At 39.4% G+C, this 14739-nt stretch carries 18 protein-coding genes; 14 read left to right on the top strand and 4 right to left on the bottom strand.

Annotated elements, in window-relative coordinates; genetic code table 11:
• Positions 1-84: 84 nt before the first annotated feature.
• Complete coding sequence (locus tag RRU92_RS05745) at positions 85-1230, bottom strand: site-specific integrase (RefSeq protein WP_315638898.1); 1146 nt, start codon at positions 1228-1230, stop codon at positions 85-87.
• A gap of 652 nt (positions 1231-1882) precedes the next feature.
• On the bottom strand, positions 1883-2596 hold the full coding sequence (locus RRU92_RS05740) for a helix-turn-helix domain-containing protein (RefSeq protein ID WP_315638896.1): 714 nt from the start codon (positions 2594-2596) through the stop codon (positions 1883-1885).
• Positions 2597-2748: 152 nt separating this feature from the next.
• Between RRU92_RS05740 and RRU92_RS05735 the strand changes: the two genes are divergently transcribed.
• From RRU92_RS05735 to RRU92_RS05670, 14 genes are all read left to right on the top strand, one after another.
• Positions 2749-2979 carry a helix-turn-helix domain-containing protein gene (locus RRU92_RS05735; protein ID WP_000090006.1) on the top strand — a complete coding sequence of 77 codons (231 nt, stop codon included), beginning with the start codon at positions 2749-2751 and terminating at the stop codon, positions 2977-2979.
• A gap of 15 nt (positions 2980-2994) precedes the next feature.
• Complete coding sequence (locus RRU92_RS05730; RefSeq protein ID WP_315638895.1) at positions 2995-3621, top strand: Rha family transcriptional regulator; 627 nt, start codon at positions 2995-2997, stop codon at positions 3619-3621.
• A 374-nt stretch (positions 3622-3995) separates the two neighbouring features.
• Positions 3996-4448: a hypothetical protein gene (locus tag RRU92_RS05725; protein WP_315638894.1), complete on the top strand. Its 453-nt coding sequence runs from the start codon at positions 3996-3998 to the stop codon at positions 4446-4448.
• Positions 4445-4660 (top strand): hypothetical protein, encoded by a 216-nt coding sequence (locus tag RRU92_RS05720; protein ID WP_315638893.1) that lies wholly within the window; start codon positions 4445-4447, stop codon positions 4658-4660. The genes RRU92_RS05725 and RRU92_RS05720 overlap by 4 nt, the downstream gene beginning before the upstream one ends.
• A complete protein-coding gene (locus RRU92_RS05715; protein WP_315638892.1) occupies positions 4657-5004 on the top strand; it encodes a DNA-binding protein in 348 nt (115 codons plus the stop codon). The genes RRU92_RS05720 and RRU92_RS05715 overlap by 4 nt, the downstream gene beginning before the upstream one ends.
• Positions 4992-5264 carry a MerR family transcriptional regulator gene (locus RRU92_RS05710; RefSeq protein WP_315638891.1) on the top strand — a complete coding sequence of 91 codons (273 nt, stop codon included), beginning with the start codon at positions 4992-4994 and terminating at the stop codon, positions 5262-5264. Before RRU92_RS05715 ends, RRU92_RS05710 begins: the two co-directional genes overlap by 13 nt.
• Positions 5261-6121, top strand: coding sequence for a primase alpha helix C-terminal domain-containing protein (locus tag RRU92_RS05705; protein WP_315638890.1), 861 nt, complete (start codon positions 5261-5263; stop codon positions 6119-6121). Before RRU92_RS05710 ends, RRU92_RS05705 begins: the two co-directional genes overlap by 4 nt.
• Before the next feature lie 79 nt (positions 6122-6200).
• On the top strand, positions 6201-7643 hold the full coding sequence (locus RRU92_RS05700; RefSeq protein WP_315638889.1) for a phage/plasmid primase, P4 family: 1443 nt from the start codon (positions 6201-6203) through the stop codon (positions 7641-7643).
• A 364-nt stretch (positions 7644-8007) separates the two neighbouring features.
• Positions 8008-8532, top strand: a complete 525-nt coding sequence (locus RRU92_RS05695; protein ID WP_315638887.1) for a hypothetical protein — start codon at positions 8008-8010, stop codon at positions 8530-8532.
• Positions 8533-8621: 89 nt separating this feature from the next.
• Positions 8622-9131, top strand: a complete 510-nt coding sequence (locus RRU92_RS05690; protein ID WP_315640912.1) for a hypothetical protein — start codon at positions 8622-8624, stop codon at positions 9129-9131.
• 366 nt (positions 9132-9497) lie between these two features.
• Positions 9498-9917 (top strand): DUF1492 domain-containing protein, encoded by a 420-nt coding sequence (locus RRU92_RS05685; protein WP_315638886.1) that lies wholly within the window; start codon positions 9498-9500, stop codon positions 9915-9917.
• 221 nt (positions 9918-10138) lie between these two features.
• Entirely contained in the window at positions 10139-10318 is a 180-nt protein-coding gene (locus tag RRU92_RS05680) for a type II toxin-antitoxin system HicA family toxin (RefSeq protein ID WP_001132280.1), read from the top strand.
• Between the two features lie 43 nt (positions 10319-10361).
• Positions 10362-10814 (top strand): type II toxin-antitoxin system HicB family antitoxin, encoded by a 453-nt coding sequence (locus tag RRU92_RS05675; RefSeq protein ID WP_261050117.1) that lies wholly within the window; start codon positions 10362-10364, stop codon positions 10812-10814.
• A gap of 116 nt (positions 10815-10930) precedes the next feature.
• Positions 10931-11140, top strand: coding sequence for a BOW99_gp33 family protein (locus tag RRU92_RS05670; protein WP_315638885.1), 210 nt, complete (start codon positions 10931-10933; stop codon positions 11138-11140).
• A gap of 568 nt (positions 11141-11708) precedes the next feature.
• Here the strand turns inward: RRU92_RS05670 and RRU92_RS05665 are convergent.
• Together RRU92_RS05665 and metG are read right to left on the bottom strand one after the other, a co-directional pair.
• Positions 11709-12635 carry an aldo/keto reductase family oxidoreductase gene (locus tag RRU92_RS05665; RefSeq protein ID WP_315638884.1) on the bottom strand — a complete coding sequence of 309 codons (927 nt, stop codon included), beginning with the start codon at positions 12633-12635 and terminating at the stop codon, positions 11709-11711.
• 102 nt (positions 12636-12737) lie between these two features.
• Positions 12738-14735, bottom strand: coding sequence for a methionine--tRNA ligase (gene metG, locus RRU92_RS05660; RefSeq protein WP_315638883.1), 1998 nt, complete (start codon positions 14733-14735; stop codon positions 12738-12740).
• Positions 14736-14739: the final 4 nt, after the last annotated feature.

The raw sequence follows: 14739 nt of genomic DNA, 5'->3' as shown, positions 1-14739 counted from the left end.
TTTTGTCTATAAACGTTGATTTAATAGGCTTTTTAGTCAGCCTATGAGTTTTAAAAATATAAATTTGTTCACCTTTTTGTGGACTTACAAGCTATTCATGGCTTTTTCAAAATATGAAACCGCCTCTTTTTCTTTATCTGCAGATAGGTGGCTGTATATATCCATGGTCATAGCTAAAGTAGCATGACCTAAACGGTATTGTAATTCTTTATAGCTGATACCAGCATTTAGCAATAAACTAGCGTGAGTATGGCGGAAAGCGTGGAAAGTAAAGCGAGGAATAGAAATCTCGGCACACCGTCGATCTAAAGCCTCTTGTCTGGTTGCCAGGTTCTGGTACTCTCTCGTAGGTGTTGCAAACACCACAGACGAAGCACGCGCCCCAGACTGCAAATATAATTGGCGTTGCCTATTCTTGTATAGACGTAGCATGTTGACTGTTTTCTTGTCTATGCTGATTGTCCTAACTCCTGCTTTGCTTTTTGGTGTACCTATTAGCTTTAAAAATCTATTGTAGTTCTTGCTTATGCTGACGGTTCCATTCTCTAAGTCAATATCAGACCATTCCAGGGCTACTACTTCTCCGAAACGGCACCCAGTAGCAAGTAAGACACTATACAGAACAAAATCAAGATAATAACTGTATTTCTTAAACGCTAGTTTTTCCATGTGGAGCAACAGAGCCTTTAAATCGTCTGAAGCTATGAACTTGATTGCTGTATTCTCACGTTTAGGCTGTTTAGGAAGAATAATGTCTCTAGCTGGATTAAATGGCAAGAGCTGGAGAGATACCCCATACTGTAAGACACGCCTATTTATTGAATGAACCACTGCATAATGGACTATCTGAGTAGATAAATCGTTGATAAAGCTTTGTATATAGCTAACAGATAACTTGGCCAGTCTCAGACTACCAAAGACAGGTATAAGGTGATTATAGAGCATTTGCTTAGTTGCTACAAAAGTCTGAGGCTTTACTGTTAGCTGATAACTATCTAGCCATAGATCAGCTAACTCCTGATAATTCTTTACAGGTACTACTTTTGTCACAGTACAACCGTTCGATATAAAATCATCTTGCGCGTGCTTTGCTTTCTGCTTGACCTCTTTCCTTGTCCTACCCGTTACACTTGTTTTGGCTTTCTTTCCTGTTACCTGGTCAATTCCTAGATATACATTAGTACGATAGACTTTACTACCGTCTTTTTTTATAACTTCAGTTATTTTCATGATGATAAACCTTTCTAAAATACATCAGCAGGCAAGCTATTATTAAAAAGGTTTTAGATTGTGGTTTAAATCATGCTAGGGCTTCACAGATTGCCCCACATTCGATTTTAAAGAGTCAGGCGGTAAATAATACCAGAGTAGGAAATAAGGCGGATATGGGGCTATTATGGGCTTGTTTATAGTAAACAGGCCTGTATTTAAAGTTTTTTCAAAATCTGAGTTTATCTTTTGGGTTTTGTTGACATCAACAAAATTGGCAACCACGGTTTTTCCGGAGTCTTCACAGGCTATTTTGCTTTGTCTATAACTTGGTTAAAGTTACGCCACTCCATATATTCTAGAATGGTTTGTAATTCTCTGGCGTACCAAGATTTTACTCCGTAAAATTGGTAGATATAGAGCTTATACGGGTAAATGTTGGAAAAAAGTCGGATTTTCAAGAATACTGGAAAAAAACAATTTTCTTCATTTTCTGAGTCCCTAAAAAGCGATGGGGTAAACAATTCCAAACCCGTTTCTATTAGTTCTTAATAGTTGGAAAACTAACATTTCTAACACCCTAAAAAGTGGCAAGGTTTAGACAAGGTCAGCGGACTTGCTGAAGTACGAGAAAGTACGTGCTTCAGGATTGTTGGATATTGTGGCGCGTGGGTTAGTCTATACCCCAAAGTAACGCAAAATCATCTAGATTTTCTTTATCTTTCTCAGCTTCTTGAAGAGCTAAAGACTTAATTTCTTCAAATAGATTTTCAAACTTTTTATATAATTTGTTGTAATATTCTTGGTTGAATTCCTTATCTTCAAAAACTATGTAGAATTCACTACTTGTTTTTTGAAATACAATATCTAGCCAGAATAGGATATTACTTGTCTTTAGCGCAAGGGCATTTAAAACTTCATAGTTGTCTTTGGGATTGTATTCATTTAATGATTCAGTGATAGTAGTGAGAAACTCTTCAGGACTGATTGGGAAATTTTTACTCTTTGCTAGTTCAATTATTTCCTTGTCCCTTTTCTCTCTCTCTTTTACTTTCTGAAAAATTTTATCTTTTGAAACATTTTTTACGAGGTATTTTTCTTCGTCTAATTGTTTATCTAACATATATAAAAATTCTTTGTAAACATCTTTGTCAGAAAAGCGAGGGTCAAGATCAGATTTTTTCACTCCCAAATAATCAGCAAGTTTTTGAAGATTGCCAGATGTTGGCATTGATCTACCTTTTACATAACCAGTTATTGTACTTTTAGGAATTTCTAAAGCATTATGCAGGTCTATCTGTCTGATACCTTTTTCTTTCATAACACGGTTAAGATTATTAGAGAAATATTCTCTATTCTTTAAATCCTGAGGGCTATTTTTTGCCATTGTTAAAAACTCCCTTACTTTAATTCTACAACCTGATTATAACACAAAAAAGACAAAGTACGAAAAAAATAAAATTTTTCAACAACAGCGTTGACAAAGTACGAAAAAAATAGTACCATGATTTTATCAATCTTGAAAGGAGCTATAAGAATATGGCACAATGGACGCTAAGAGCGTGTCGAGTAAATGCAGGTTTTACTTTGCGCCAAGTGGCTAAGAAGGTCAACAAGAATTTTCAGACTATCTCAAAGTACGAAAAAGATAGTACGCTAATCCCTTTTGAGCTACTTAAAGAGTTATCGGAATTGTATCAGGTAAAACTGGACGATATTTTTTTAGGAGATAGTACGAAAAAAATAGAACTAAATCAAAAGGAAATCTAAGAAAGGAGTGAACCAATGGAACTAGTCTACATGGACGGCAAGAAAGAACCGTATACACTGAGTAGTATCGTAGCAGAGTGTGCAGAAGTTAAGCACAGACATTTGAAGATTTTGCTGAATAAGCATCGAGAGGACTTTGAGAGCTTCGGAAAGGTGCAATTTAAAATTTCACCTTCAGAGAGTGGGCAAAATGTACGGGACTATATTTTGAATGAGCAACAAGCAACCTTGCTGATCACTTACTTACGAAATACAGAACCTGTAAAAGAGTTTAAGAAGAACCTAGTCAAAGCTTTCTTTGAAATGCGTGATGAACTTTCTAAGTTCCGTATGCAGAGGGCGCTAGAAAAGCCAAAAAGAAAAACCTTGCATGACAGTATTGAGAACTGGGAACAAGCACCCAAGCACGCGCATAGCACCATGAACAACCTGATACTGAAGGCAGTGACCGACAGGAACGCTAAGCAGTTAAGGGAAGAACGTGGGGGCTATAATGGCATCGATAGCTTGACCAGTGACGAGCTAGAGCAATACCAGGCATTTGAGGATATGGTAATAGCCATGATTTGCTTGAATATGAGTTATCAGGAAATTAAGTCCCTGGTATTCAGAAATAAAAAACCACGCACTAAATGCGCGTGATTGTAACAAAAAAGGCTTACCGAGACCAATCAGCAAAGCCTTTCACACTAACACTAAAACGAATTTAACAAAGCAGGCAAGCTATTATCAAAGAGGTTTTAGTAAAGATTTATAACTAGATTATAGCATATCTAGGACATTTTGACCATACGGAGAGAGCCAACTCTTAAAACTGGTACTTTCTCACGCTTTCAAATATTGGCGACTCTGAGCGTGAGGCTATGAATTACAAGAAACAATGTATAAGAAACAACCATTAAAAATCCCCGCGCTCAAATTTTGGTCGAGGAGAGTGTGAGGAAATCATGTATAGTAAACGACAATTAAAAGGCCATCAGGGCAATTACACAAACATAGAAAAAGGAGTAAACACCATGACAGAAACAACATACGAGAATTTAACTAGACGTATAGACAGAATTAGCGCAGAGATGCGAGAAATTGGCGAAAAAAATGGGCTTAATAGACTTTCGTTATTGGCAAGTCAGACAAAATCCATCAAAGAAAATTTACACCGCTTACTTTGGATTGAACTTTCTGAATTGAATGAAAGTCATAAAATCGAAGCTGTTTCTAAAAGCACTACTGGAATGTTTTTCCACCCTGGTATTTTTGAAATGGACGCTATGCGACTAGCTTTCTTTAAACGCCAAGCCAAGCACTTTTTTGACAACGAAGCAGAGCAACAGGCGTATATAGAGCATGCTGAAAAGGAGTATTTAGAGGCTACTATAACCTTAAAAGATATTCTTTTTAATTCTAAAAATGCTAATCGGAAAGTAAGTAAAGATCATCTTATAGAGCAGTTTGAGGAGGCGATGAAATGAATGAGCTAGATTTAACCAATACACAGGCGGTTATCTTTTCCGTGGTACTGATTGGCTTACTACTTTATCTAAACCACCGAGACCGCAAAAAAAGCGCTCAAATTGAGCGAGAAAGCAAACAGACGATAGAAATACCTAGCGAGGATTTAAACCCTGAATATGGGCGATATATCCAGCTTGCAGGGGGAGACGTATGGGGAGGAATTGAATGAGTCTAACAATGAATGACAAGCGAGTATTAAGACTAATTAAGGTAGGGGCTGAGAACTCCATAACAGGGGCAGAAATCAGCTTACTCACTAAGCTAGCAGAAAGAACCGTACAGGACATTATCAGTCGCCTGATCACGCGCTACGGTGTTCCTATCATCGGGGTACGTCACGGAGCTTTCAGAGGCTACTTTATCCCAGCTAACAAAGAGGAGTTACTGGACGGAGCAAAGGCATTCTATAACCAGGTACAAGAGGAACAGAAGCGCCTAACCGTCCTTTTAAATGCCGATTTAGAGAGTTACAAGCAACTGCTGAAGGGAGCTGATGAACAATGTTCAGTTTAAGCAAAGAAAGTGAAAACAGTCTAAAACGTGGCATCTTAAAACTGGTAGAAAACTTTCTAAAAGACTATTTAAAGCCTAAACAACGTATAACAGGACTAATGACACCTAAACAACTCAAGGAAGAGTTAGAGATAGATTACAACACCTTAAAACGTTGGGAACGCGCAGGGCTAAAAAGGTTCACTCCTCCTATCGAGGATACACGCAAAGTCTTTTATAGAATCGATGATATTCTAATATTTCTAGGAGCTGAAAGATGACAATTTACGAGGCTAGAGGCTTTCAGGGTAATCTTGTCTATCCATTTGATAAGATTGAGCCATTCCAGTATATTGAACGCTTTAAGCCTTTGGTAGTCCCTGAAGGGGCAAACATTGAAGAATTTAAGCGTACACAAGCGCCTTACTATATCAGTGGGAAAGTGACACCAGAAAAGAATGGCAGTTACAAGCGAAACAACTCCAGTCTAATCTATCGGGATTTGATTTTTCTTGATTATGACGATATACAGGGAACGTCTGAGGACTTCATAGAAGCCGTTTCTAGCGCCTTGTTTGGCTACTCCTACATCTTGTACCCGACTATCAAACATAGCCCAGAAAAGCCCCGTTTTCGCCTTGTGGTGAAGCCTGACAACGTGATGAATGAGGTAACCTATAAGCAGGTAGTAAAGGAGATTGCTGACAAGATAGGACTACCCTTTGACATGGCCAGTCTAACCTGGTCACAACTCCAGGGGCTACCAATCACAACAGGAGACCCAGCAAGTTATCAAAAAATTGTCGAGCATGGCCTAGATTATCCAGCCCCCAAAGTTGAACCAAGAGCGAAGCTAGAAACTACTGAAAAATTCACACCCAGAACGAGTGGCCAGAGATCAATGACCATGAGAATTATTGACACTCTATTTCATGGTTTTGGAGACGAGGGAGGGCGTAACGTAGCACTGACACGCTTTGTAGGTTTACTCTTTAATAAATGGGTTGATTGTGACCTAGAGACTGCATACGAGCTTACAAAGATAGCCAATAGCGTGACTGCTGAACCTTTACCAATCGAGGAACTAGATCGTACATTCAGTAGCATAGCACGGGCAGAATATAGAAAGAGAGGGTAAAGCCATAGAACTAGAAGAATTAGAAAACCTAAAAAGTGAAATCTTGGAGGTGAGAGAGCAAGAACAACCTCCTAGAACGATGAAGGAGCTTGAAAATCGTATCTTTAAAGCTGGTGAAGAATGGCGGGCAGAACATACCGAAACAAAGGTAAATGAGTCCACAGGGGACGTTACCGAAAAGGTTGCGATGCCCCAAACATTCACAGTAGCTAAAATACTGAGCGAGATTGTCACATTTACTTTTATCAGCAAGAGCAATGTTCCTGATTATAGCCTACTCTATATCTATGATTTAGACGAGGGTATCTATACCGCTAGTAATGATCTTTTCAATCTTTTGTGTAAGACTTTTGACGTGAGAATTAAACCCAGAGAGTGGCCACAGATTAAGTTAATGGTTAGGACATTGACCAAGATACAAAAACCTTTAGAAAGTGCTGACCTTATCCCTGTAAAAAATGGAATTATTAACCTAAAAACAAAGGAACTACTCCCTTTTAGTCCTAAGTATGTAATTACAAGCAAGATCAGCACGGCTTACCACGCGCCTAAACGAGTCCCAACAGATCGAGAGGGCAAAACTTTTGACGCTTGGCTAAACTCAATCGCATGTAATGACAGCGAACTGGTAACACTGTTTTGGCAGATTATCCTTGAAGCTATAAACCCTAACCACACCCGAAATAAGTTTGCTATCTTCTACGGGGACGGTAACAACGGTAAAGGGACATTTCAGCGCTTCCTTATCAATCTGATAGGAGAAAGCAGTATATCAGCATTAAAGCCAGCACAGTTTGCTGAAAAACATAACTTAGAAACCTTGGTAGGAAAAGTTTGTAATATTGGGGATGAAGCACCTAATGAATACTTAAAAAATCCGTCTGATTTAATGAGTATCACTAGCGGGGACACTGTTCTAGTCAATCCAAAAGGTCGGCCAGCTTTTGAAGCTACTTTTAAGCTATTCAATATCTTTTCAGGAAATTATATCCCCAGTGGTGGGAACAAGACAAAAGGCTGGTATCGTAGAATTATGATCGTACCTTTCAATGCTGACTTTAACGGGGAAAAGGAAAAACCTTGGATAAAAAATGAGTTTTTAGCAAATAAGGAAGTCCTAGAATATGCCCTATACAAAGCTATCAATCAAGAGCCATTTACTCACTTTATCGAACCCAAAGCAGTTAAAGGCCTTCTAGAAGAATATCAGGAAGATAACGACTACTTGCTTTCATGGGTTAAACACGAATACATGGAAAAAGGTTGGCATGAGCTGGACGTAGTACCTGTTTTTATCGTTACAAGATCACTGAAGCATTATGCTGAGGACATGGGAATACCCAAGCCCAATGTTTACGGAGCAGGTAAAGAAACTATCAGGCACTTACAACAGTTGACGCCCTATCGGTATTCTCTAAGAAAGAAAAGAGTTCCTTCAGAAGATTTTGAGAAACTAGAGGCATGGGACGCTGACAAGATAAAAATGCGGACACCTCAACACTCTATCACTAAGCAAGAATAAGTGTGACGTTCTTTTTTCGCTGAAATCCTTGATAATACTGATTTTCTTGAAAAAAGTGTGACGTTGTGTGACGTTCTCAAAAAAGAAGGTCACACCCCTTGAAGCCTTGATATATCTAGCTTTAGGGGAATAGGTGTGACGTTGTGACATTCTTTCCAACTCTTATATATAGAAAAAATACAGTATTTATATATATAGGAACGATAAAACAAAAGAACGTCACAGGGTCACAGGAGTGGCCTAACCCATAGAGCCCCAAGGGTTTGAGCGTGTGACGTTCTTTGTCACAGAAGGTCACAGAATGTCACATAACACGAAAAATATTACATAATTTACCTTAAACTAAGAAACGGAGAAAAACAACATGACATTAAAATCAATTTCAGACAAAGCAAAAACATTCACTTTCACTTACTATTTTTGTGATCAGGCGACTGCTCAAGTAGCAGGTCACGCGCTACTGGGATACATGACTGGGACATATTGCCAGCCTGTAATCTCATTGACCTACAAGGATAAAGGCACGCTTGTCGCTGAGTATGTGGAAGATTACAAGCTAAACAAGACTTTCAAGCGTATTTGTGACAGCTTTAAAGACTACCACAAACAACCAGGAGAGGCTGCAGCGTTTGAAGAATGTTACAAACGGGAGCGCGTGCTTCAACTCAAAGAGTCAGAGGATTTTGAGAGTTTGCTCAATAAGGTTACAGACTACGAGCTAGAACTATTAGACTATGCTGATCGCTTGCTTTCTGATAAGCCTATCCCTATGGACTCTATGACCGCTTTTGGTACGTTGGAAATGCTGGGCGATGAAAGTATTAGCCTACTCCAAAAGTTGGACGTAGAAGGCGAATATAAAGGCCTTGCTGGTTATTCAGGTCAATAAAACATAGGAGGTGGAGCAATCCCCTTTTGACATTTAGGCAATAGATTTGGGTTTTTCCATATAGGAGTATTTTTGAACGAATGGAAGTTATAAAATCAATAACCATAGAGACATTTATAAAGCCAATGAAAAACCAGAATATCAGTCACGGTATAGCTGAGTTGAACGGTAGAAAACTGGAAATAGACCTAGATAGTCTGTACATCACCTTTGGAAGTAATCATTTTGATTTAGCAAGTATACCAGGAACTAAGGGAGGTAATCGCTACTTCTTTCTCTGTCCTATTTGTGGTAATCGATGCAGAAAACTCTATAAGAGACTGTTTCAATATGGTTGTGGATCATGCCAGAAAATACACAAGTCAACACTGAACCGAAATAAGACAGATTGCCAATACTATTGGGAGCTTGCGCTTAGGGAAGCTAGAAAGGTAGAACCAGGGTGGAGTCCCAAACGTGGCGGATATATGTTCGATGGTTTTCCTGAAAGACCAAAGTATATGAAACGTGCCAAATATTATAAGCATTATCAAAAGTTTGTTAACTACACCAGAAAAGGGGATAGCTTTTGGCTGAATGGTTTGGGATCCCTGAGATAATTTGTAGTAGGGTGCAATTTACAAAACAAATAAATACTACATATTAGACGGTTAAAACTTTGAAATAAGTCAGCTATATCAAGACTTTTGACGGATTCGAGCGTTCCAAAAAAGGGTGCGGTAAACGTTCCAAAAAGGGTGAGGTTTTGGTTAGGTAGTGGCCAAAAAAACGCCTTAAAAATAAGGGATAATATGGTGTTGAACTCCGAGCGAACGCCGAGAAAATAGCTCTTGAACAGAGAACGAACAGAGAAGATTACATAGCTTGAAGCTAGAGAGAACATAGAGAAATAGCAAAAAAAGCCAAGGCGCTCCGCCTCAGCTATAATTAACACAATAAAATTATACCATACAGGAGGCCAAGGCATGACACCAGAGCAGGTAAAAGAAAAACTAGAGGGCGTCAAGTGGATAAACAAGGAGATCAAAGGCTTATATTTGGAATTGGAAGTCCTGGAAGGTGGTATTATCCAAAAGCAAGAACTGAGCACTACAAGAGTACAAACAAGCAGGGTAAATACAGCAGAAAATAACCTTATAAGTGTTCTGAAGCTAAAAGAGGATACGCTCCAGAGAATTGAGCGTCTCACTGAGGAAAGAATGGCAATATCTGGGCTAATCGATAAGCTGGCCAATCCGTTTGAGCGTTCTGTTCTAAGGCTTTTTTACTTGAATGATCTCGACGCTTGGGAGGTTGCTGAGGAAATAGGGAAGTCTAAATCTTCGATATATCGAGTAATGCAGGAAGCTATAGAACATTTGGCAGGTATGATAAATGTGGATTGATTTAACCTTACCACAGAATTAGGAGCGTATGGGGAGCTCTAAGCCCCATATTTGCCCCTATTTCACTTTGTTTTGGACTGGACGACTAAAACACCATGGATAAACTACAAGCCCTTAGAAACGAATCTGGGGGCTTTTGCTATTTGAGAGATAACAAGTATTATCCCTTTACAATACGTGTAGTACGTGTTATAATAATACTGTCAGGAGGTAAAAGCGCTATGCCTATGACACAAAAAGAGATGGTCAAACTCCTTACGGCTCATGGTTGGATAAAAACCAAAGGCGGTAAAGGCTCCCATGTTAAAATGGAGAAGGAAGGGGAAAGACCTATCACAGTCCCTCATGGTGAACTGAATAAGTACACTGAAAGAGGGATAAGAAAGCAAGCAGGACTGTAATAAAGGCAGTCCCCCTGCTTGTCTTTGATTTTGGAGGTAAACTATGCTTGTCACTTATCCAGCTTTATTTTATTATGACGATACAGACGGAGCTAACGCCCCTTACTTTGTAACTTTCCCAGATTTTGAACATTCAGCAACTCAAGGGGAGGATATGGCAGACGCTATGGCAATGGCCAGCGATTGGCTCGGTATTAACCTAGCTGATTATATCGAGAATGGGCGAGAAATTCCTACCCCTACTCCTATTAACGCTTTATCTTTGGCTTCTAACAACCCTTTCCAGGATGATGAGGACATAGATCTAGTCTATGATCCTAGTAAATCTTTTATCTCTATGGTTATGGTTGACGTTGCAGAATATCTAGGCAGTCAAGAACCTGTTAAAAAAACCCTAACCATTCCACGTTGGGCGGATACATTAGGGCGTGACCTAGGGTTAAACTTCTCACAGACCCTAACAGACGCTATTGCTGATAAAAAAATCCATGCTTAATAATTAACTATGATATAATTGACTTATAAACAGGGCTTTTCCATCTCCCCTTGAAACAGTTCATTCTGCAGTAGGAGGTGGGACGGTTCTGTTTTTACCATAAAGGAGTATTTAACATGGCAAAAGTTAAAGAAAAATGGAATCCAACAATAACCCATATTGTCCCTAAAGGTACTAAACTAGCAGACGGTACAATATTAGACAAAGAAACCACCTTAACACAAGAAGAATTTGCTAAAAATCCCCCTGTTATTCCAGCAGGACACCCTGTTTATAATATTTTAGCTGGCATTATCAGAGAGAAGATAGAAAAAGGAGAGTTATAACATAAAGACACAGTATATTTCCACTTGATATTCGCGTAAAACAGTATTGTAAAAGGCAACAAAATTAGCAACCACGCGATTTTAGGTATCTTATCTTTTCGATAGATAAATAACCAATGCGCGTGATAAACATGTTATAATATTTTCACAGCTTGAGGCTTGCATAGTCTACCCAAAAAGGGAGAGTTAGACCGAGAGGTCACACACTCCCTTTTTGGGTATAATAAACCTATCAGATAAGCAAAAACAACTAAAAAAGCGTAGCTGGTGACTACGCTAGTTCTTGCCTGCTGAACTCGTAAATTATTGACCTATTTTAGGTCTTTTTTTACTCCCCTTTTTGTGGACTTTGGGAGAATATTAAAGGTCATTTGTGACTATGTTTTTTCAAAAAGTCCACAAAAATAAAGCCTATAAACTCCTATTTGAAGCCATTCCTAGACGCTTTTCAGAATTTCTTCAAATGTCATGTTTTTCTCCTTTGTTATCTATAAATCTTAATTTAATTATAACAAAAAACCGTTTTCCAACGGCTTTTTGACTGTGATTTCTTAAAATGCATTTTTTCCTAAGGCAAATCATTCCCTGCTGCTAGGTAAATCTCATACCATTCTTTTCGAGTTAGAGTCAGGTTACTTGCTTGACTGGCTTCTAGCAAATGTTTAGGGTTAGTTGTCCCTACCACCGCTTGCATCTTAGCTGGATAGCGTAACACCCAAGCGATAGCAATAGCTGATGGGCTTACACCATATTTTTGCGCAAGACGGTTTAAAACTTGATTCAAAGCTTGAAACTGCTCATTACCAACAAAATTGCCCTTAAAATAGCCAAACTGCAAGACTGACCAAGCCTGAATGACTATATCGTTTAGTTTGCAGTATTCAAAGATGCTTCCATCACGTACAACAGCCTTGTCACCTTCCATATTGACATGGAAACCTGATTCAAATCCTGGCGTGAAAGCTGCGCTTAGCTGTAATTGATTGATCGATAGGGGCTGTTTGACTTCTTTCTTCAGCAATTCCATCATCATAGGATTTTGGTTGGATACACCAAAATCTCGAACCTTACCTGATTTGTGAAGGATATCAAAGGCCTCTGCTACTTGATCAGCTTCCATTAAGGCATCTGGGCGATGGAGAAGCAAGCTATCTAGATAATCAACCTGCAATCGTTTTAGAATCCCATCAACTGACTCTAAAATATAATCTTTAGAAAAATCAAAATAGGTAAATTCTTCTATGCGAATGCCACACTTGGACTGGATCCACATCTTTTCTCGTAGGTCAGGACGATTGTTCAACACTTGACCTAGTAATTCTTCACATCGACCTCCACCGTAGATATCTGCCAAATCAAAGGCATTGATTCCGACAGATAAGGCTGTTTCAACCAGCTCCTCAACTTCTTTGACCGACTTGTCACTGATTCGCATCATTCCTAGAACGATTTCGGATAGTTCTCTTTTCTCTTGACCAAATGGAATGTATTTCATGGCAACTTCCTCCGTTTTTCTTCATTATAAAGCAGAATGACACTTTTATCAACTGCTATCTCACAAAAGAAAAGAACCAGCTTAAACTGGTCCTTTTAAATCTTATCCAATCACACTTCCGTTTGGTACAGACGGATCAACTGTGAGAAGGGTTAATTTGCCATCATGTTCAGCTGAGAGGATCATACCTTGGCTGACATATTTTTTCATCATTTTACGTGGTTTAAGGTTGGCAACGATTTGGACTTTCTTGCCGACCAATTCTTGTTCGTTTGGATAGAATTTCGCAATACCAGAAAGGATTTGACGGTCTTCACCGTCACCAGCATCCAAGCGGAATTGAAGCAACTTGTCAGAACCTTCTACTTTAGAAACTTCTTTCACTTCAGCAACACGGATTTCAACCTTATCGAAGTCTTCAAATTTGATTTCATCCTTGTTGAGTTTGAGTTCAACTTCATCTGGATTCCATTCTTTTTCGACGGCTGGCTTGTTACCTTCCATTTGTTCCTTGATATAGGCGATTTCTTCTTCCATATCGAGACGTGGGAAGATTGGTGTTCCTTTGGCAACTACCGTTACACCTGCAGGTAAATCAGCCAAGCTCAAGTTTTCAAGACTAGAAACTTCTGCAAGTCCAAGTTGAGTCAAAACTGCACGACTGGTTTCCATCATAAATGGCTCAATCAAGTGAGCTACGACACGAAGACTAGCTGCCAAGTGACTCATAACACTTGCCAATTGGTCACGGTGCGCTTCGTCCTTAGCCAGTACCCAAGGAGCTGTCTCGTCGATGTATTTATTAGTACGTGAGATAAGAGTCCAGACTGCTTCAAGGGCACGTGGATAGTCAACTGCTTCCATGTAGGTATGGTAGTCAGCGATTGATTGTTCTGCAACGTCAGCAAGTGCATTATCAAAGTCTGTTACACCTTCTACGTAGGCAGGGATTTGTCCATCAAAGTACTTGTTGATCATAGAAACCGTACGGTTGAGGAGGTTTCCGAGGTCATTTGCCAATTCATAGTTGATACGACCTACATAGTCCTCTGGAGTAAAGGTTCCGTCTGAACCAACTGGAAGGCTACGCATGAGGTAGTAACGAAGTGGATCGAGACCATAACGCTCTACTAACATTTCAGGGTAAACGACATTCCCTTTAGACTTGGACATCTTGCCGTCTTTCATGACAAACCAACCGTGGGCAATCAAACGGTCAGGCAATTTGATATCCAACATCATCAGAAGGATTGGCCAGTAGATTGAGTGGAAACGAAGGATGTCTTTCCCAACCATATGGAAGACTGTTCCATTCCAGAACTTGTCAAAGTTAGCATGATCGTCTTGACCATAACCAAGAGCAGTCGCATAGTTGAGAAGGGCATCGATCCAAACATAGACAACGTGTTTTGGATTTGACGGGACAGGTACACCCCAGGTAAAGGTTGTACGAGATACTGCTAAGTCTTCCAAACCTGGCTCAATGAAGTTACGTAGCATTTCATTAAGGCGACCATCTGGAGTGATGAAGTCAGGGTGCGATTTGAAAAATTCAACCAAACGGTCTTGGTATTTGCTGAGGCGAAGGAAGTAAGACTCTTCAGATACCCATTCCACTTCGTGGCCTGATGGAGCGATACCGCCCGTCACATTTCCAGCTTCGTCACGGAAAACTTCCGCAAGTTGACTTTCTGTAAAGAATTCCTCATCTGAAACTGAATACCAACCAGAGTATTCACCCAAGTAAATATCATCTTGAGCAAGCAAGCGTTCAAAGACTTGAGCTACTACTTTTTCATGGTAGTCATCAGTTGTACGGATAAATTTATCGTATGAGATATCCAATAATTTCCAGAGTTCTTTAACTCCAACTGCCATACCATCAACATAGGCTTGTGGTGTGATGCCAGCTTCTTCTGCTTTTTGTTGAATCTTTTGACCATGCTCATCCAAACCTGTCAAATAAAAGACATCGTAGCCCATAAGGCGTTTGTAGCGAGCTAAGACATCACAAGCGATGGTAGTGTAGGCAGAACCGATATGAAGTTTACCAGATGGATAGTAAATCGGTGTTGTTATATAAAAATTCTTTTCAGACATAATA

Source organism: Streptococcus sp. DTU_2020_1001019_1_SI_AUS_MUR_006, assembly GCF_032340315.1.
Lineage (GTDB): Bacteria > Bacillota > Bacilli > Lactobacillales > Streptococcaceae > Streptococcus.
Note: the sequence above shows the minus strand (reverse complement) of the source record. Positions and strands in the feature narration are given on the sequence as shown.

Coding starts and splice junctions, on each gene's coding strand:
- RRU92_RS05745 (WP_315638898.1), bottom strand. CDS start 1,230: ATGAAAATAACTGAAGTTATAAAAAAAGACGGTAGTAAAGTCTATCGT.
- RRU92_RS05740 (WP_315638896.1), bottom strand. CDS start 2,596: ATGGCAAAAAATAGCCCTCAGGATTTAAAGAATAGAGAATATTTCTCT.
- RRU92_RS05735 (WP_000090006.1), top strand. CDS start 2,749: ATGGCACAATGGACGCTAAGAGCGTGTCGAGTAAATGCAGGTTTTACT.
- RRU92_RS05730 (WP_315638895.1), top strand. CDS start 2,995: ATGGAACTAGTCTACATGGACGGCAAGAAAGAACCGTATACACTGAGT.
- RRU92_RS05725 (WP_315638894.1), top strand. CDS start 3,996: ATGACAGAAACAACATACGAGAATTTAACTAGACGTATAGACAGAATT.
- RRU92_RS05720 (WP_315638893.1), top strand. CDS start 4,445: ATGAATGAGCTAGATTTAACCAATACACAGGCGGTTATCTTTTCCGTG.
- RRU92_RS05715 (WP_315638892.1), top strand. CDS start 4,657: ATGAGTCTAACAATGAATGACAAGCGAGTATTAAGACTAATTAAGGTA.
- RRU92_RS05710 (WP_315638891.1), top strand. CDS start 4,992: ATGTTCAGTTTAAGCAAAGAAAGTGAAAACAGTCTAAAACGTGGCATC.
- RRU92_RS05705 (WP_315638890.1), top strand. CDS start 5,261: ATGACAATTTACGAGGCTAGAGGCTTTCAGGGTAATCTTGTCTATCCA.
- RRU92_RS05700 (WP_315638889.1), top strand. CDS start 6,201: ATGAAGGAGCTTGAAAATCGTATCTTTAAAGCTGGTGAAGAATGGCGG.
- RRU92_RS05695 (WP_315638887.1), top strand. CDS start 8,008: ATGACATTAAAATCAATTTCAGACAAAGCAAAAACATTCACTTTCACT.
- RRU92_RS05685 (WP_315638886.1), top strand. CDS start 9,498: ATGACACCAGAGCAGGTAAAAGAAAAACTAGAGGGCGTCAAGTGGATA.
- RRU92_RS05680 (WP_001132280.1), top strand. CDS start 10,139: ATGCCTATGACACAAAAAGAGATGGTCAAACTCCTTACGGCTCATGGT.
- RRU92_RS05675 (WP_261050117.1), top strand. CDS start 10,362: ATGCTTGTCACTTATCCAGCTTTATTTTATTATGACGATACAGACGGA.
- RRU92_RS05670 (WP_315638885.1), top strand. CDS start 10,931: ATGGCAAAAGTTAAAGAAAAATGGAATCCAACAATAACCCATATTGTC.
- RRU92_RS05665 (WP_315638884.1), bottom strand. CDS start 12,635: ATGAAATACATTCCATTTGGTCAAGAGAAAAGAGAACTATCCGAAATC.
- metG (WP_315638883.1), bottom strand. CDS start 14,735: ATGTCTGAAAAGAATTTTTATATAACAACACCGATTTACTATCCATCT.